This window comes from Sediminibacterium sp. FW305-C-269, from assembly GCF_058231045.1.
The window spans coordinates 270,018-289,892 of sequence record NZ_JBIQXQ010000001.1; the positions used below are offsets into that span (position 1 = coordinate 270,018).

Annotated in this window: 13 protein-coding genes; 9 read left to right on the forward strand and 4 right to left on the reverse strand. The window is 43.5% G+C overall.

Annotation, left to right across the window (positions count from 1 at the left end; translation table 11 throughout):
• Nucleotides 1-45: 45 nt before the first annotated feature.
• Nucleotides 46-450 (reverse strand): DUF1761 domain-containing protein, encoded by a 405-nt coding sequence (locus ACH3Y6_RS01085; protein WP_490833714.1) that lies wholly within the window; start codon nt 448-450, stop codon nt 46-48.
• Nucleotides 451-646: 196 nt separating this feature from the next.
• Here ACH3Y6_RS01085 and ACH3Y6_RS01090 point away from each other — a divergent pair, with 196 nt between their 5' ends.
• The 9 genes from ACH3Y6_RS01090 (at nt 647) to porZ (ending at nt 13,228) form a co-directional block, all read left to right on the forward strand.
• Nucleotides 647-1,051: a DUF5606 family protein gene (locus tag ACH3Y6_RS01090; protein ID WP_490833715.1), complete on the forward strand. Its 405-nt coding sequence runs from the start codon at nt 647-649 to the stop codon at nt 1,049-1,051.
• A 128-nt stretch (nt 1,052-1,179) separates the two neighbouring features.
• Nucleotides 1,180-4,161 (forward strand): serine hydrolase domain-containing protein, encoded by a 2,982-nt coding sequence (locus ACH3Y6_RS01095; protein WP_490833716.1) that lies wholly within the window; start codon nt 1,180-1,182, stop codon nt 4,159-4,161.
• Between the two features lie 63 nt (nt 4,162-4,224).
• The gene (locus ACH3Y6_RS01100) at nt 4,225-5,955 is read left to right on the forward strand and encodes a hypothetical protein (RefSeq protein WP_490833717.1); all 1,731 of its coding nucleotides are present in this window, start codon (nt 4,225-4,227) and stop codon (nt 5,953-5,955) included.
• Between the two features lie 87 nt (nt 5,956-6,042).
• A complete protein-coding gene (locus ACH3Y6_RS01105; protein ID WP_490833718.1) occupies nt 6,043-6,690 on the forward strand; it encodes an ATP-binding cassette domain-containing protein in 648 nt (215 codons plus the stop codon).
• A gap of 15 nt (nt 6,691-6,705) precedes the next feature.
• Nucleotides 6,706-7,905 carry a hypothetical protein gene (locus ACH3Y6_RS01110; RefSeq protein ID WP_490833719.1) on the forward strand — a complete coding sequence of 400 codons (1,200 nt, stop codon included), beginning with the start codon at nt 6,706-6,708 and terminating at the stop codon, nt 7,903-7,905.
• A gap of 365 nt (nt 7,906-8,270) precedes the next feature.
• Complete coding sequence (locus ACH3Y6_RS01115; protein WP_490833720.1) at nt 8,271-8,741, forward strand: hypothetical protein; 471 nt, start codon at nt 8,271-8,273, stop codon at nt 8,739-8,741.
• 637 nt (nt 8,742-9,378) lie between these two features.
• Nucleotides 9,379-10,170, forward strand: a complete 792-nt coding sequence (locus tag ACH3Y6_RS01120; protein WP_490833721.1) for a sensor histidine kinase — start codon at nt 9,379-9,381, stop codon at nt 10,168-10,170.
• The gene (locus ACH3Y6_RS01125) at nt 10,167-10,817 is read left to right on the forward strand and encodes a response regulator transcription factor (protein ID WP_490833722.1); all 651 of its coding nucleotides are present in this window, start codon (nt 10,167-10,169) and stop codon (nt 10,815-10,817) included. The genes ACH3Y6_RS01120 and ACH3Y6_RS01125 overlap by 4 nt, the downstream gene beginning before the upstream one ends.
• A 41-nt stretch (nt 10,818-10,858) precedes the next feature.
• Nucleotides 10,859-13,228 carry a type IX secretion system anionic LPS delivery protein PorZ gene (gene porZ, locus ACH3Y6_RS01130; RefSeq protein ID WP_490833723.1) on the forward strand — a complete coding sequence of 790 codons (2,370 nt, stop codon included), beginning with the start codon at nt 10,859-10,861 and terminating at the stop codon, nt 13,226-13,228.
• Here the strand turns inward: porZ and ACH3Y6_RS01135 are convergent, their stop codons facing one another.
• From ACH3Y6_RS01135 to ACH3Y6_RS01145, 3 genes are all read right to left on the reverse strand, one after another.
• A complete protein-coding gene (locus tag ACH3Y6_RS01135) occupies nt 13,229-15,664 on the reverse strand; it encodes a bifunctional YncE family protein/alkaline phosphatase family protein (protein WP_490833724.1) in 2,436 nt (811 codons plus the stop codon). It abuts the gene before it with no gap.
• An 88-nt stretch (nt 15,665-15,752) separates the two neighbouring features.
• Nucleotides 15,753-16,349 carry a hypothetical protein gene (locus ACH3Y6_RS01140; RefSeq protein ID WP_490833725.1) on the reverse strand — a complete coding sequence of 199 codons (597 nt, stop codon included), beginning with the start codon at nt 16,347-16,349 and terminating at the stop codon, nt 15,753-15,755.
• Between the two features lie 46 nt (nt 16,350-16,395).
• On the reverse strand, nt 16,396-19,791 hold the full coding sequence (locus ACH3Y6_RS01145) for a methylmalonyl-CoA mutase family protein (RefSeq protein ID WP_490833726.1): 3,396 nt from the start codon (nt 19,789-19,791) through the stop codon (nt 16,396-16,398).
• Nucleotides 19,792-19,875 lie beyond the last annotated feature (84 nt).

A 19,875-nucleotide genomic window follows, 5' to 3' on the forward strand; every position in this document is an offset into this window, starting at 1 on the left:
TTTATGCCGTGGTCATATCCATTTTTTATAGTTGGGAGATCTATCTTATCTCCATGCTCCCAATATGGCTCCCATCAACGCAAGAGATACCAGGCTGTATCCGCCATTGATCAGGATAAAAGCCCAGCTCTTCAGCTCAAACAGGCTGTGAATAGCAATGGCACAGAAAGTCCAGATACCCGCGAGTACGCCTGCTGAAACGCCCCAGGCAAGGTCGGTTTTGGCATCATTCAGAAACATGGCAAGATTGGCGGACATCAGTAATGAAAAAACAAAAGTGAAGCCAAATATCTTGCCTTTATTCCCTTGTTTGATCTGATCTTCGGTCAATTGGCTGGCTTTCATCCAGGTTTTCCCAAACAGGGCAGGGGAATACCAGATTCCACCCACGGCGAAAGAAGAAATAGCGGCTACCAGAACGGCAAGCCAGTTAATGGTTTCGAGGTTCATAAACAGCAGTTTTGGTGTATGTAATGGTTTCTGCTCCTAAACTACTCATCCCATCCAACATTTCAAACTTTACCAATAAAGAAAAATGCCGGGCTGGTAACCGTTACCCGGCAAAATCATAAATATGCCCGTTGAAGAGATTCTAAGATCAATTTTCTTCTTTTTCCCCTTACTTTGCAGCAATTAATCACATATTATGGAGTACAGTAAATTGATATCTATAACCGGTTTGAACGGTTTATTTGAACTGGTGGGAAGCAAAACAGACGGAGCCATTGTAAAATCGCTTGAAGACAAGACCACAAAATTCGTCAGCAGCCGTGTACACAACTTTTCGCACCTGGAAAGTATCGAAGTATATACCATCCGTGAGAACGTGAACCTGGTAGAAGTGTTCCAGGCCATGGGGAAAAGCAAGGAAGCCCTGCCATCCGACAAAGATGCAGCTGCGGTAAAAGCCTATTTTCAAAAAGTATATGCCGATATGGATTTTGACCGCGTATACGCCAGCGACATGAAAAAAATGATCAAATGGTTCTCGATCCTGAAAGCCAATAATATTGAGCCAAAACTGAGCGAGGAACCGGAAGAAGAAGCATAACAAAATTTCACCGGGAAAGGCCGTAACGAATATCTGTTACGGCCTTTTTTTATGGCCAGCCGGATTCGTATTCCAACAGGTTCACCATACCTGTATAATTACTAACTTGTGCCTCCTCAATACACCATATGAAAAGAAAGTACTGGTTCACCGTAACGTTGATGACCTGCCTGCTGACAAGCTCTCTTGCCACTTATGCGCAGGATTTTTTTGCAAAGACACCCGCTGCAGAACGATGGGTAAAAAAGAAATTCAGGAAACTGAATAAAGACCAACGCATCGCGCAACTGATGATCATCCGTGCGCACAGCAACCTGGGAGCAGAACATGTGGCCGAAGTAACCGATCTGATCAAAAAATACAATGTAGGCGGTCTCTGTTTTTTCCAGGGAGGGCCTGTAAGACAGGCATTACTGACCAACCAATACCAGGCTATTGCCAAAACTCCATTGCTGATCTCGATCGATGGTGAGTGGGGACTGGGCATGCGCCTGGACAGTGTGATCAATTACCCACGCCAGTTAATGATGGGTGCCACCACTGATGCCAAACTCATTTACACATTCGGCAAAGCAGTAGGCGAACAGTGTAAACGTATGGGTATACAGGTAAACTTTGCACCGGACGTAGATGTAAATAATAATCCCATGAACCCTGTCATCAATGACAGGAGCTTTGGTGAAGACAAATACAAAGTGGCCACTTACGGTGTTGCCTATATGAAAGGCATGCAGGATGTAGGTGTTATGGCTTCTGCCAAACACTTTCCCGGGCATGGCGATGTAGCTGTTGACTCCCACAAGGACCTTCCCGTAATTCTGAAAAGCCGTGAACAGCTCGATAACCTTGAATTGTATCCGTTTCGTGAACTGATCAGGTCTGGTGTAGGCAGTGTTATGACCGCACATCTCTCCATCCCGGCCATTGACACGACGAGCAACTTACCCAGTTCTTTATCCAATAAGAACGTAACAGGCCTACTGCGGAATGAACTCGGATTTCAGGGCATCACATTTACTGATGCACTGGAAATGCAGGGTGTGGCGAAATTCTTTCCGAAAGGAGAAGCTTCTGTGATGTCATTGATCGCGGGTAACGACCTGTTATGCCTGCCAGGCGATATCCCCGGAAGTATTGCCAAAGTAAAAGAAGCCATTAAGGAAGGGAAACTCAGCTGGGACGATATCAACGCCCGTGTAAAGAAAGTACTGCTGGCCAAGTACCATCTGGGATTGAATAAAATCGAGCCCATTGAAACAGAAGGCCTGTTAGATGACCTGAACAAACAGGCCAACCTGATCAGAACACAACTGAGTGCAAATGCACTCACCTTGTTGCGTAAACAGAATGAGAACATCTTTCCGCTTGCAAAGGGCAAAAAAATCGCCTATGTATGCATGGGTGCCCCTTCAGAAAACACAATAGCAGCGCGCATGCGCACCGAATACAATGCCGACGTATACCTGTTTGGCAGTAAAAATGCCGTAGGTAAGGAATTACAGGACGATAAAAATCCGGTTACCATCATAGAAAAAAGTGATAGTGCCGGCGCTTCTCAACTCATCAGCACCATCCAGGGAAAAAACTATGATGTGGTGATCGTTGGGCTGCACAATTTCAGTCGCCGGCCCGCCAATAATTTCGGTATCAGCAATGCATCTGTTTACCTGCTGAATGGATTGCAGCAGAACAATACACTTACCCTTGTTTTCGGGAACCCTTATGCACTCAAGAATATCGCCAACGCTCCTAACCTGGTAGCCTGCTACGAAGATGACGACATCACACAGGAAGCTGCCGTATCCCTGATCATGGGCAAGATCGAACCCAAGGGTAAATTACCCGTGACAGTCACTGAGAACCTGAAATTCGGAGATGGCATCCTGTATAACAGCTATTTCCCGAAAGCAGATCCGGGCTCGGTTGGACTGGCGGCGGAAGCTTTACAAAAGATCGATGCCATAGCAACTGATGCTATCGAAAAAGGGGCTACTCCGGGTTGTGTGGTACTGGTGGCCCGCAACGGTAAAATCGCTTACAACAAAGCTTTCGGTTATACCAATTTTGATAAAAAAGAGCCGGTTACCACAGACATGGTCTTTGACCTTGCATCTGTTACCAAGATATCCGCTACCACGGTTTCCATCATGAAACTCTATGACGAAGGAAAAATCGATCTGGAGAAAACCCTCGGTGATTATTTGCCATGGGTGCAGGGTTCCGACAAAGCTCCTTTAAAACTTAAGGATATCCTTTTGCACCAGGCAGGACTGAACCCTTTTATCCCATTTTACAGGGAAGTGATTGATACAGTCACAGGTCAGCCCCGTCCCGAGTATTTCACTACACAGAAAGATGCACAACACCAATCTCGTGTAGCCGAAAACCTCTATCTGCGGAACGACTGGCAGGATACTTTGTATAAGCGCATACTGCAGAGTAAATTAACAACCGCTGATAAATATGTGTATAGTGACAACGATTTTATCTTCCTGGGAAAAATAGTAGAGGCCGTTAGCGGTAAACCGCTGAATGAATTTGCCCGAGAAAATATTTATGCGCCTTTGCACATGACCACTACCACCTATCGCCCGAGGGAACTGATGCCGGTTAACCAGATCGTACCAACCGAGGAGGAAAAACATTTCCGCCAACAACTGATACGGGGTGACGTACATGATGAAGGAGCTGCCATGTTTGGAGGTGTAGCCGGCCATGCTGGCCTGTTCAGCAATGCTTATGACCTGGCGCAGTTATACCAGCTGCTGTTAAATGGCGGCGAACTGAATGGGGTACGTTTATTCAAGAAATCAACCATCGATAAATTTACCGCGTATAACAGTGACATCAGTCGCAGAGGGTTGGGATTTGACAAACCGGAAAAAGACAATGCAACTCGCAAGGAGCCTTACCCATCAAAAAGTGTATCGTCCGAAACCTTCGGTCATACAGGTTTTACGGGAACCTGTGTTTGGGTAGATCCCCAGTACAACCTGGTGTATATTTTCCTGTCGAACCGCGTAACCCCCACCCGTAATAACAATAAACTGGGTCAGTTAAATGTGCGCCCAAATATCCAGGAAGCCATTTATCAGGCAATTGTGAAGTAAAACATAAAGAAAACAGACATATCGGGGGCTTGGTATACCTTAGCTTCACTAAACACTGCGTTTATGAAGCGAGTAGTATACCAGGCCCTCGTATTTTTTTGGTTTGCAGCCACATTAGCTTCCTGCAAACATGAGGTTCCCAAAGAAGCCAAATACATCCCCAAAGAAGCCAATTTTGTACTGGCACTTGATCCCGGCCAGATGAAAGACAAACTCCAGAAAGGCGGGATCAATATTGACACGTTGCTGAGCAAGGTGTTCAAAAGCGATTCGATTGACATGCGCGACAAAGCCAAGCTGGAAGAGCTGAAAAACAATGCCGGCATTGACTGGAGCAATAAAATATTTGTCTTCGGATCACAGAAAACACATGCAGATAACAGCCTCTCCAACAGTTTCAGCCTGCTGGGCGGACTGGAAGATGCTGCCAAACTGGAAGCTTACCTGAAAAAACAGGAAGAAACCAGAAGTAGGGAAATCAAAAAGGAAAAAGATTACCGCTATCTCATCAACAATGAAGGCAGTATGTTAGCATGGAATGATCAGCAGGTTATTGTCACTATATACACGCACAATCTGAAGCCGGTGTATGATACCAACACGATGAGTTTCAGGAAACCTCCTCATCTTGATACAGAAGAGGAGATGAAACGTGAAGTGGATCATTATTTCACCCAGAAGATCAAAGAATCGATGGCAGGGCTTTCTGTTTTTACAGATATGTTCAAAGAAAAAGCTGATGGTTATGCTTTTACCAGCGCCAACAGTTCTCTGGCGGCGCTGAGTATGATGCCTTTTCAGTTACCGAAACTGGAAGAGCTGGTGAAAGACAATTATGTAACGGCCACATTAAGTTTTGAAGACGGAAAAATACTGGCTAAATCAACCAGTTATACCAACCAGTTGTTAAGCAGTGTACTAAAACAGTACGCCGGCCCCACCGTAAACCTGTCGATGCTCGATCATTATCCTTCGCAAAACATCAACGCTATCATGTTGGCGGCCTTCAATCCCGAGATTTTCGGAGGACTACTGAAACAACTGGAAATAGAGGGACTGGCAAATAATTTCCTCGAGAAAAGCGGGCTGAGCAGCCAGGACCTGTATAAATCATTGAAAGGGGATATTGCTGTGATTGTATCTGATTTCGGTATGGTTGCTGCAGAGCCGGAAGCCAAACATGACGAACGCAGCATGATGCGTAAAAAACCTGTTGGCAAAATGATCCTGACCGCTCCTGTCGGTGACAAGGTAAGTTTTGCCAAACTGATGGATAAAGCCGTAGAGCAGGGCTTTCTGGTAAAAGAGAAAAATGTATACAAAGCAGGCAACCTGCTATCGATAGCGGGCATGTATATAATGGCAGATGATAAAAATCTGGTAGTAGCCAGTGATTCCGTTACCTATAGCGAATACATGGCTCAAACCAGCAAAGTGGCGATCAACAAGGAGGCACTGGATCGCTTCAAGGGTAAGTCAACTGTTTTCTATTTTGATGTGGCCAATACGTTGAATGGATTTACAAAAGAAGCTAACGGAACTTTCCGGCAATCGCTGAACACAGCCAAAAATACATTCAGGGATGTGCTGGCCACTTCAGACAATTTTGACGGTAAAAGCATAAAGGCACAATTAGAAATCAGGATGCAGAATGAAAAGCAAAACAGCCTTGTTACCTTAACAAGCCTGATCACAGATATAGCCATAGACATGCGTGTACAGGCGAAAAAAGAGCGCGAAACAGAAGAGAAAATGTTCCTGGGCGGGGTTCCTCCGATCATCAGAACCAATTGATCTCTTGTAAGATGAATATAAATAAGGTCCTGCATGGCAGGACTTTATTATTTGATTCCTTGTATTTTCGATATAGCAAGCAGGACTATGGCAATTATCTTGGACCATCTCATCCCAATTCCATTAAAGGATCGGCTTCTTCAGGGCCGGTCGGATATATGGAATACCCATATCCGTTTTGATGATGGGGAATGGATCAAGATCATGGCCCCGAGTGGCAAGGGCAAGAGCACCCTGGTGCACATCCTTTACCAGATAAGGTTTGATTACGAAGGGATTGTTTGGGTGGAAAACAAACAATCGGATAACATCAGCAGAGCTGAATTATCAGAACTCAGGCAAAAAAAGATAAGTATCATCTTCCAGGACCTCCGTTTGTTCCCACAGTTAACTGCCAGGGAGAATATAGAGTTAAAGCGGGTGATGCAGGAGCCATTTCATAAAAGCAACCGGATCGATGAAATGGCAGAACAGCTGGGTATCCGGCATATACTGAATCAGAAAGCCGGACTCTGCAGTTATGGCGAACAGCAGCGGATTGCCATCATTCGTTCCCTGATGCAACCCTTTGGGTGGCTGATCATGGATGAGCCCTTTAGCCATCTTGATACAACTAACATACAAAAAGCTGTGACCTTGATAGAAGAAGAGTGCAGTCGGCGCAATGCCGGTTTTATCCTTACGGATCTGGATGATGACACTCATTTCCCATATAGCCGGAAATTGAATTTATAAATGTAGATGCCAGATATGCAAGAATGGAATATTTTGCTGAAAAAGATCATTCGCACAGGAGCAGGGCGTAACAGGCATATAATGGCAATGGCTGGCCTGGCAATGGCCGTATTATTGATTCTTACTGCAGTGCAGATCCAGACAAACTATCACGACCTTCTATATAACAAGAATAATCAGGATAGTATTGCCAATTTTCTGGTGGTCAATAAAACCATCACGGATCAGAATCTAGGTACAACAGGTTTATCTGACAATGAGATCAATGACCTTCGTAAACAGGAGTTTGTGGAGTCGGTAGGATTGCTGACGCCAAGCCATTTTAAGGCGTCTATTCAAAGTGCCAGTGACCGTTTCCCTTTTTATACGGATATCGCGTTTGAGAGTGTACCGCAGGAATTTATTGATATCGCAGCCAAGGACTGGAAATGGGATGAACAAGCTTTGTTTGTACCCATCATTGCGCCGAATATGTTTCTTGATTTTTACAATTTCCAGTTCTCGTTTTCGCAAGGTTTACCGCAGCTGACTCAACAGGTAGTGAAAATGATCGTATTCAAGATCAACCTGTATGGTCCCAATGGGATGGTTACATTGAACGCGCGGGTGGTAGGTTTCAGTGACCGCATATCATCCCTGCTCGTACCGGAAAGATTTATGAGGTGGGGAAATCAATTTTTTGCCAAAACCCAGGACAGGAAACCCTCACGCATCGTCATCAAAACAAAAGATCCCGGTAATCCGAAATTGAGTTCCTATCTAAAAGAAAAAAAACTTTCCACAGATGCTGATAAAACGAGGTTCAGCAGGTACCGGAAAATAGTCGATATGGTGGTGAATATTTCCGGCGTAACGGGTATTATCCTGCTAATCTTTGCACTCCTGGTATTTACCTTATTCATTCAGCTAACAGTAGCTTCCTCCAGAGAGGATATTCAGTTATTAATTGTTTTGGGTACATCCCCTGCACAACTGCACCGGTTTCTGGTAAAGCGCTTTTTGCCGGACACTTGGGGGATCATTGTGCTTTCATTTTTATTACTCGGTTTTCTGCAGTTTCTCTTATATCGGATATTGTCAGCCAAAGGCATTTATATTTCAGTTTTACCAGGCAAAACAACAATTTTCACAGCCATGCTGATAGCGGGTACGATTGCGTGGGTCACATCTCGTTCGATAAAAAAGTATATAAATTTTCCACTTAACAACGGATAACCACGAAGACCATCTTAAAATAATTCCTTATCAAGTATTTAGGATCAAAAACAATGAGTTCTACAAAAAGAAAAATTGATTAGGAAAGAATGATTTTTGTCAAAAATTCTACAAAAAAGTAGTGGTAAGTCTTCAAAATTTGGTAGTAAAAGACAATAAACCAGTTAAAACACCGTTTTTTAAGCGTGAAAAACACCGTTTTTTTATTAATCAAATATTATTAACTTATTGGTTATCAATTACTTGATAGAATACTCCCGTAATATCATTGAATTAGTGCACCAGAAAAATAAGGGATTTGTTACCTTGCATCAATATATTATCGGAGTGGTATCGCAGGATAGCCCTCACCAAAATTAAGACTTATGAAAAAGCTTGTACTTCTGTTTGGAACTATGATGCTTGTTACAGTTTTCTTCAGTTCCTGTCAAAAAGAGCAGACTGTTGCAGAAACCCCTGCTGCAAATGAAAACGGCAATATTGTAGGTGTTGCAGGTGTTGGGCCTTATGAGGGATCTATTACGCCTTCATACGCTGCAAGTTTAGCTGCAAATTATGTAGATAAATATGGCAACAAATCCATACGGGTAGAATTTAAAGCAAAAGATTTGGTAGCATTTATCAATGGTCTCCAAACCAAATATAAATCTGATGTTATCTATGTCAATTTCGGAGTATACGGGAAAGGTGCTGAACCTCTCGATCACAAGGATGTCGGCAGGTTAACTGTTTTCTTTACCGGAAATAAAATTCCAGCACCTTCTGCAAGTCGTCGTATCGATGGATCTTCTGATGGCACAGACGAGTTTTTAAATCACGGTGGCCTGGTACCTTAATTTGGATAATGAAATTTTACTTGTATTTCGAGATACTAAGTTTCCTAATTTCTACAGTTTTATATTACAAGAAAAGGAATAAATTACTTTTGTACTTTATTCCTTTTCTTTTTTTAACTGTAGTTATAGAAGTTATTGGAAGCGGATGGGTTCTAACGAAATGGTTTTCCAGTTATCGGTATGCCATTTATAACATATTTACAACTATTGAGTTTATATTCTATTCTTCCGTATTCTATAATCAGTTTAGAAAAGAATATTTCAAAAAAATTGTTACTTTTTTTATACCTGCTTTTACCTTTTTGGTAATTATTAATTTAGCTTTTATCCAAGGGTTAAATAAAACTTTTCACACCTACACCTTTTTACTTGGCTCATTTTTTGTCGTTGTTTTTTGCTGCTGTTTTTTTTACGAATCAGTTCTTCCAGAAAGAATTGATGAGCAACTTTCAAAGCAACCTTTTTTTTGGATATCCAGCGGACTTTTAATTTACTATTTAGGATCAGTAATAATTAACGCACTATTTGACTATCTTACAACAAATGATATGAAAATAGAGGGGATGCGTATTTACGGAATTATAAATAATAGCCTAAACGTAATATTGTATACCTCTTTTATTATTTCCTTTTTCTTATGCCCCGACAACAAGAAGACATCCTCATAACCATCGTTGTAGCATCGGTTTTTTTTGTGCTAATCGGTAGTTTTTTATTGTTGATCGTATTTGTGTTCCTAAGAAGGCAACGAAAAAATAAACAGGAAAAAGAAGAAATGCGTAACCGTTTTGAACAGACCCTGCTCAAAACACAATTAGAGATACAAGAACAGGCATTTTCCTATATCAGCCAGGAAATTCATGACAATATTGGGCAGATCCTGAGTCTGGCCAGGCTGAACCTCAATACATTCGGAGACCATGTTACGGAAGAGAAAATCAACCAGACAGATGACCTGCTCGGAAAAGCCATCAAAGACCTGAGGGATCTCAGTCATAACCTGCAGAATAACCGTATCCATTCAATCGGAATCATTGAATCCATCAGGCAGCTACTGATATCGGTTGAGAAAACTGGCCGATTCCAGACATCCTTCCACACATCTGACAACTTCCATATACTCGATGTGAACACCGACATTATCCTTTACCGGATGATACAGGAAATCATCAATAATATTATCAAACATGCTTCTGCCAATAAAATAGACATACAGGTAAAAAGTGAAAATGGCGCTACAACAATCCGGATCAGTGATAACGGAATAGGATTTGATACCACCCTGTTACAGCAAGCCCGAACGGGAATTGGCCTCCAGAATATCATCAACCGGGCCAAAATGATTAATACCACTGTTCACGTGAACAGTTCTCCGGGTAATGGAACTAGCATAACTTTGTACATCAAACCCAAACAATCCAATATATGACCTCTGTTGCTTTAGTGGATGACCATGAATTGCTGCGAACCGGACTTATGGCGATCATCAACTCGTTTGAAGGATTCAAAGTGGTGATGGAAGCTGATAATGGAAAGCAATTTACCGAAAAAGTAAAGTCAAAAACTCCTCCCGATATCGTTCTGCTTGACATAACCATGCCCATTATGGATGGCTACGAAACATCCAGTTGGATCAAAGCTAACCTTCCACAAACCAAAGTGCTGGTACTCAGTATGCTGGAAAATGATACCGCTATCATCCGCATGCTCAAGAACGGAGCAAGAGGATATATTCTGAAAGACAGTAAACCTAAAGTATTTAAAGACGCTCTTGATAGTATACGTGACAGCGGATATTTCATCAATGAACTGGTGAGCAATAAGTTAATGCATTATATTAACCACGAAGAGGTCTTGGAAGGAGATGCTTTTGCACTAAATAGTCTCAGTGAAAATGAATCCACTTTCCTGAAATGGATCTGCACCGAAAAAACCTATAAAGAGATTGCTGATGAAATGTGCCTCAGTCCAAGGACGATTGACACTTACCGGGACAACCTCTTCAAAAAACTGGATGTAAAGACCAGGGTTGGCCTTGCTATCTTTGCTATCAAGAACGGTATCGTGAATATTTAGATCGATTTTGGGAGCTGCTCTACTATCGGTAAAAGTCATGTATGCTTACTATTCTTCTTTACAAAAAAAATAGCAAAACCGGTAAGCAATTCTTTTTTACCGACATCCGATTCTGTTTTTTCACTTGTGTTTTTTTGCTATTTCCTGTTTTGCAGACTTCCGCGCAAAACAGTATTCCCCCGATTGGTGAATGGAGAGATCACCTGAATAGTCAACAGACTTCACAGGTAATCAAGGGCGATCAAATTTACTGCTCCGCTAATAGTCACATTTTTTATGTGACAGACAAAAACGAAACAGGCCATTTCAGTAAAACTAACGGCCTTAATGATGTAGGTATACAAACCCTTGGCTGGGACATAACCACCCATCAGCTGGTTATTGCTTACAACAACAGCAACCTCGATATCCTGAAAGATGGTATCGTCAAAAACATCAGCGATATCAAGAGAAGCAGGATCTCCGGAAACAAAACTATTAATTCCATTTTCTGCAACAATGGATTGGCCTATCTGTCAAGTGGTCTTGGAATCATCGTGGCCGATCTCCGGAAATTTGAAATCAAAGACACATGGATCATCGGTAATAATGGCTCCCAGGTCGGAATAAATGCGTTTGCCAGTGATGGATCTTTATTTTATGCGGCTACAGAAGAGGGGCTCAAAACCACATCTATCAATACAAATAACCCTTCCAACTATAATAATTGGCAGCTTGCAGGCATTGTGAGCGGATTGGGAACAGGACCAGTAAAAAATGTACTGCGCACCAATAACAAAATAATCGTCGAAAAAAATGATTCGTTATTTATTCTGAATGGAACAAATTGGCAATTGTTATATGCTGATAAAAACTGGCCTATCACCAACACCTCATCTTCCAATGACAAACTCCTCGTTTGCCAGCGTACAATTTCCGGCAATGCCAGAGTAATAGTTCTCAATTCGGCCGGCCAAATTGAGAAAACGATTGCTCAGCCGAATGTTATATCTTTTCCCCGGTCAGCCATCATTGATGGCAATGACGTATGGGTAGCAGACCAGTTTGGCGGACTATCTAAATTCAACCCTGGAGCAGAGCGGTTCATACCCAATGGCCCTCCGGGACCAGCGGAAGGAGATATGCTGGTAAAAAATAACCGATTATATGCCGCAGCCGGTAGCATAAACAATGCATGGAATTACCAATATAACCGAAACGGTGTCTATTTTTTTGAACAGGATATATGGAGTTCAAAAAGTTATTATAACGAACCAGTACTGGATTCGGTATTAGATTTTATCAGCCTGGCGATTGAACCTTCCAACAATAGCCTTTGGGCGGGAAGTTATGGTGGAGGTCTGGTGAATTTTAGTCCATCCAAACCTCCAGCTATCTACAAAAAAAATAACAGCAGTTTACAGGCAGCTATCGGCGACCCCACAAGTTATCGCGTGAGCGGTCTTGCTTTTGACCAGAATAGAAATCTATGGATCAGTAATTATGGAGCACCGAAAAATATACAGGTAAGAAAAGCCGATGGAAGCTGGCAAACATTTTCTATCCCGTTTTCACACCTGGAAAATGCCGTTGGACAAATCATCATTGACGATCATGATCAACTCTGGATACAAAGCCCCAAAGACAACGGCCTGTTCTGCTTTAACCACGGGCAAAATATTGATAACCCTGCTGACGATCAATGGAAATTTTACCGGTCAGGGATTGGTAACGGTAATCTCCCCAGCAATAATGTCTTAAGTCTTCTAAAAGACAAAAATGGGTTCATCTGGGTAGGCACTGACAAAGGCATTGGTATCATTCAATGTCCCGATGCGGTTTTCAACGGAACAGGCTGCGATGCAACTTTGCCAATTGTGCAGCTTGACCGTTTTGCGGGACTTTTGTTCAGGGACGAAACCGTTCAGAGTATGGCTGTAGATGGTGCTGACCGAAAATGGATCGGTACAAAAAATGGCCTTTGGCTGATCTCTCCTGATGGCGATAAGATTATTTATCGTTTCACAGAGGAGAACAGTCCTTTATTGAATAATGACGTAAAAAAAATAACCGTCGATCCTGCTACCGGTGAAGTATTTATTGCAACCATTTCCGGCATCTGCAGTTTCAGAAGCACGGCAACAGAAGGTGACAATACCAACAGCAACGTACTGGTCTTCCCAAATCCTGTGCCTCCAGGTTATCAGGGAAGCATTGCCATTCGCGGGCTCGTAAACAATGCCCTTGTTAAAATAACTGAGATGAATGGTCGCCTGGTTTTCCAAACAAGGGCACTTGGCGGACAAGCCATCTGGGATGGACGAAATTACCGTGGCGAAAAAATTGCCAGCGGCATCTACCTTATCCTGGTTCGGGATGATAGTGGTGCTGAAAAGGTCGCAACCAAAATAGCAATCAGTTCAGGAAGATAATCAGTCCCTATCCTTATCCGTTTTCGGCACTGCCTTGAAGAAAGCCGCCCTCTTTGGCCCAGGGAAAGGAACATGGTCTCCTTTTAAACCATGCCACAAAACTTTATTAAACTCCAGATCAGGAACAGCATCTTCCTTGGTTAAATTAAAGTTCTCGGAACGTCTTTGCCATTCATTCATAGCGGTATTCTTATCCAACAGGTTTACAGTTGCCGGTCTTGCGGTAAAAGGCCTCAGATCTGCTTTGCCGGTAAAACAACGCCACATAGGTGTTGCAGCAGCATCATACTGGCTCATGGGAGGAATTCCGAGTATCAGTTCTATCGTGCGCAGCATAGATGAGGTGGAGTACATGGTATGATCCACATAACCTCTCTTTACAAAACCACCCGCCACATACGCTGTGCTGCGATGCGCGTCTACATGATCGGCACCGTTCTGCGCATCATCTTCCAGAATAAAAATAGCCGTCTCTTTCCATATCGGACTCTTGCTCAGGTACTCTACAAACAAACCCACAGCAAGATCATTATCTGCCACATGTGCATATGGTGTAGGCCTTCCTTTACGCATACCTTCTGTATGATCATTACAAAAACGGACACTGTTAAATCTCGGAACAGCATTCACCGATAACAATGAATCAAATTCCCGCTTCCATTGTCCAAAACGGACTGTATCCTGCACTTTATTATCATAACCGGTAAAGTATGGACAAAGATGTCCTTTCAACGAAGGAATATTGGGCTTATAATTATCCGCAAACTCTCCGTATGTGCGATAGGTAACGCCGGCCCTTTTGCAATGATCCCAGATAAAACCACCTTTGTTGTTCGCTACGGCCCGGTTACCTTCTGCATCATATCCACCGCCACGACCACCATAACTGGTCACCCAGTTTTTCTCCAGGAAGTCTGTTGCATAAGCTCCGGTACTCCAGTTATGGCCATCAGCACTCACTTCTCCATCTACATAAAAATTATCCAGTAATACGAATTCACGGGCCAGTGCATGCTGGTTCGGAGTGATGTTCTCACCAAACAAAACCAGGCTTGGGTCTCCATTGCCCTCTTTGATATCGCCCAATACCTGATCGTAGGTCCGATTCTCCTTTATCACATAAAATACATACTTGATAGGACCCTGGTCACCCACTCTTCTTGGAATAGGATTCCCTTCTTCACCCTGTGTCAGCAGTTCTTTCACTTTATTATATGGTGTATTCCGGTATACCACCTGCGAGTATATGGAAAGCTGTTTATCGGTAGGTTCTTCTAATACGGTCATCGTTCCCTTAAATAACCCGGCAATGTACTGTACATCGATGGGTTTGTTGGGATCGCCCTGTTGGTAAACCACCTGTTGGCGATTAATAAACGGATTAGGCCCATAAGGATTGGCCATAGAAGAAAAACCTTTCCCGTTGGATACAAAGACCTTTTTACCCGCTACTTTAACATTGGTTGGATACCAGCCTACAGGAATGAAGCCGCGGCTTTTACTTTGACCGGGATTTGACACATCGAAGACCGTTACACAGTTATTATCGGCATTGGCAATATACAAGGTCCTCTCGTTATCAGACAGAGCAAGTCCGTTGGTAGTGGATCCATTAGGCGCATCAGGGTAAAGTGCCGCATTTAATACTTCCAGGACCTTTCGCTGAGTCACATTGATTACAGAAACCGAATTATCATTAGAATTGGCCACATAGAGATACTTGCTATTTTTAGAGAGACAGAGCTCATTCGGATTATCGCCTACCCCGATTTCTGCGGTCACATTCTTTTTACCGGTATCAAACACATATACCTTATCACATCCCCAACAACTGATATACAGTTCTTTTCTGTCGGGTGAAAGCACACAGGCATAGGCTTCACCGCCCAGTGAATATTGCTGCTGCACTTTTTTCGAAACAAGATCAACAATATACAAAGACTGGTTGTCTTTGGTCACTACATACATCAAACGGGCCGCATCGTCTACAGCAATACCGGCAGGTGCTATTTTATTGGGCCATTTATCGCCCAGTTTGATACTGTCTTTTAGTACCAGTTTCTTATTCTCTATGGCATACTCTGTGATCCAGTTATCATTACCGGCAGAAGCATACAATGTTTTTTCGTCTGCACTGAATTGCAGTCCATACCAGCTTTTCGGGATAATCACATAATCCAGCACTTTTTCCGTAACTGGGTCGATCAATTGTATGCTTTGGACACCCTGGCCGTTATTGGTCACCGCCATCAGTTTTTTCGATTTGCTCAAAGCAATATTCAGGGGAAGATCACCCAGCGGAAAACTGCGGCCAACAGGTGTCAGGCTCCATCCATTGGGGAGCGTTACCTTATTGGCTTCCACTTGCTGTAACGTTTGGGCTTGACTGCTGAAGCAGAATCCAATACCAATAAAAAAAGGGAATAATTTTTTCATGACGGTCTCTTTGTAGAATGGTAAAGGTACAAAGCACCGGGATGAAACGGCCAGAACCAGAATAAATTAGAATAAATTAATAACCAAGTTATTGTTTAGTGTACTCGTAACTACGTGCTGGTTTAAACTTGGCACCTCTATCGCCGGGTACCACGATATATTGTATCTGTCGCATTAAAGTACCACTGGTGGGTGCTGCAGGCGCACCTTCAACGGGGTAAACCGGGAAACGCCTTATCAACGTACCCTCCATCAGAAAATATTCGTCATTCCCTTTGTACCCTACCCGTAATTTGGGATCATCGTAAATATCCGGCAAAAAAATAGGAGCAACACTCTCGTTTTTTTCAGAACTGATAGCGATCACATTACCACGGGGAATAGAATCGTTGGTGTAGATATAGAACACCAGGTCAGGGTAACCATCTCTGTTCACATCATCCACTTCAGCCCTGGATACCCGGCCTTTGATCTCGAATGAGAACTCGCGCATATTCTTATCAAAACCCACCGGCGAAATGGATGCTGTATTTTTTTCAGGATTCTTATTACTGCAGGTAAGGCGATATCCGACTTTACCTACTTTCATGGTAGTATCGATCCGCCTAAAACTGCCTTGTGCATTCAAAAAACCAATCATTCCAAAAGAACAAACCAGCAGCAGTATATGTTTCCTGAAGTACATAGTCTTTATAAGTTTCAAATCGAAGGAAAGATACTAAAAATCCTTCTTACATATTTCTCCGGTACTGGCCACCTACTTCATACAAAGCATGCGTGATCTGTCCCAAAGAGCAATATTTCACTGATTCCATCAGTTCCTCAAACAGATTGCTGTTATTGATAGCAGCTTGCTTCAACCTCTGCAATGCCTCAGTACTTTTACCGGCATTTCGTTTTTGAAAAGCTTTCAGGTTTGCGATCTGCTGCTCTTTTTCTTCGGTTGTACTCCGGATCACTTCACCGGGTAATACCGTAGGACTTCCCTTTTTATTCAGGAATGTATTAACCCCAATCAATGGGAGTTCTCCCGTATGTTTCAACATTTCATAATGCAGACTTTCTTCCTGGATCTTGTTGCGCTGATACATCCTTTCCATTGCTCCCAACACACCACCCCTTTCTGTGATACGATCGAACTCAGCAAGCACCGCTTCTTCCACCAGATCGGTCAGCGTTTCTATGGCAAAACTTCCCTGTATAAAATTCTCTGTGACAGCTGAACCTAGTTCCCGGTTAATGATCAGCTGGATTGCCATAGCCCTGCGCACACTCTCTTCTGTTGGCGTGGTGATGGCTTCGTCGTATGCATTGGTATGCAGACTATTACAGTTATCATAGATCGCATACAAGGCCTGCAACGTGGTCCGGATATCATTAAAATCGATCTCCTGTGCATGCAGGCTCCGTCCGCTTGTCTGGATATGGTATTTCAGTTTCTGCGAACGGTCGTTCCCCTTGTATTTATACTTCATGGCTTTGGCCCAGATGCGTCTTGCCACACGTCCGATCACGCTATATTCCGGATCCATTCCGTTACTGAAGAAAAAAGACAGGTTGGGAGCAAAATCATCGATATGCATTCCACGGCTGAGGTAATACTCAACATAAGTGAATCCATTCGATAACGTGAACGCCAGCTGCGTGATCGGATTAGCACCGGCTTCGGCAATATGGTAGCCGCTGATGCTGACACTGTAAAAATTGCGTACTTTCTGCTCGATAAAATACGACTGCACATCACCCATCAGCTTCAGAGCGAATTCTGTGGAAAAGATACAGGTATTCTGTGCCTGGTCCTCTTTTAAAATATCGGCCTGAACGGTTCCCCGCACCTGCGACAAGGCTTCTGCTTTGATCTTCTCATATACATCGCTGGGTAATACCTCGTTACCGCTCACACCCAGTAATCGGAGGCCCAATCCATTATTCCCTTCCGGTAACCGTTCCGGCGATGCAGGGTTATAATAAACGGGCTCCGGCAAATGGCTATACTTTTTACGGGTATACTCACGTACCTGATCCCATTGCCCATTGGTTTCGATCCATTTTTCGCATAACTGATCGATAGCAGCATTCATAAAGAATGCCAGCAATATTGGAGCCGGCCCATTAATGGTCATACTCACCGAGGTCTTGGGATCGCAGAGATCAAAACCGCTGTATAATTTTTTGGCATCATCCAGAGTAGCTACGCTAACACCACTGTTCCCTACTTTTCCATAGATATCAGGCCGATGGTCGGGATCTTCGCCATAGAGTGTAACACTATCGAATGCGGTGGACAAACGTATCGCCGGCTGACCCAACGATACATAATGGAAACGTTTGTTGGTGCGTTCCGGGCCGCCTTCGCCTGCAAACATTCGCGTGGGATCTTCGCCCTGTCGTTTCAACTCGAACACGCCTGACGTATAAGGGAACTCTCCCGGCACGTTTTCCTGCAACTGCCAGCGCAGGATATCGCCCCAGTCCTTGTATTTTGGCAATACCACTTTAGGAATTCTTGATCCGCTGAGCGATTGCGCCGTCAAGGGCTGTTTAATAACTTTATCACGAACCTTGTATTCAAAAAAATCGGCTTCGTATTTCTTTACCAGTGCAGGCCATTGTTCTATGAGTGCCTTACACTCGGGATGCAACTGTTTTTCAAAATGAGCCTTTAATTCAGCAAGCGCCGCATTATCGGCACCTTCTTTCTTTTTAAGGGGACCATCGTGCAACAAAACCTCCGTCACACCTTGTATCTGATATAACCTGGAAGCAATAGCAACCTGTTCTGTCACCCAGGTATCATAGCCACGGTTGTTCTCAGATATCTCTGAAAGATAACGGACGCGTTTGGGCGGAATGATCTGTGATTTAGTAGAGGTTGCTTCACCCTTCATATCTCTGCTACCTGGTGCTGGTATATGCTGAAAAGACACACCTGTTTTTTTACCAATGGCATCAAACAGCTTCTCGAACAGTTCATTCACACCTGCATCATTGAACTGGGCGGCAATGGTGCCAACAATAGGTAATGTTTCATCTTTGGCATCCCAGAGATTGTGATTGCGTTTGAACTGCTTGCGTACATCGTGTAATGCATCCAAAGCGCCCGCCTTATCAAATTTATTGATGCAGACCACATCAGCATAGTCCAGCATATTGATCTTTTCCAGTTGTGATGCGGCACCGTATTCGGGCGTCATCACATATAAACTGACATCGCAATAATCGAGTATCGACGCATCACTCTGGCCTACACCGGCAGATTCCAGGATAATAAAATCGAACCCTGCCTTCTTACAGATATCAATGGCATCCTGTACATGGGGGCTTAATGCCGTATTATCATCTCTTGTGGCTAGGCTACGCATATAAGCACGTCCGTTCGAGATCGCGTTCATCCGGATCCTGTCGCCCAGTAATGCACCTCCCGTTTTTTTCTTGGATGGATCCACTGAGATTACTGCAATAGTCTTATCCGTAAATGTGTGCAGGTATCTTCTAACGATCTCATCTGTAACAGAACTTTTACCAGCACCTCCGGTTCCGGTAATGCCGAGTACAGGGATCGTGGTATTGCCTGTATCCTGCTTCTGGTTTTTTTTCTTTTCCTGATTGTTCTCTGCAATCGTGATCTGCCTGGCTACCTGTCTTACATCTTTCACTTCATCCAGACCCATGGGCTTGCTATAATCACCCTTCCCTTCCACACTGAAATCACACTTGCGGATCACATCTTCAATCATACCTTCCAATCCCATCTGCCTGCCGTCATCCGGGCTGTATATCCTCGTAATTCCGTACGAGTGAAGCTCACGTATTTCTTCCGGCAAAATGGTTCCGCCACCACCGCCGAATATTTTAATATGCCCGCAACCATTCTGGTCGAGCAGGTCTTTCATGTATTTAAAGAATTCAACATGCCCCCCCTGGTAACTGGTAATAGCAATTCCCTGTGCATCTTCCTCAATGGCACACTCTACAATTTCCGCCACGCTGCGGTTGTGTCCCAGGTGTATGATCTCAGCTCCCTTTGCCTGTAAAATGCGGCGCATGATATTGATGGCAGCATCGTGTCCATCAAATAAACTGGCAGCCGTAACGATCCTTATTTTATGTTTGGGTGTATATGCCATGGTTCTGTATTAACTAAGCAGCAAATTTACAGGTTTGAACGCAAAGGTTAACAGGTGTTAGCTTTTACTTAACTTGTTGTTTTA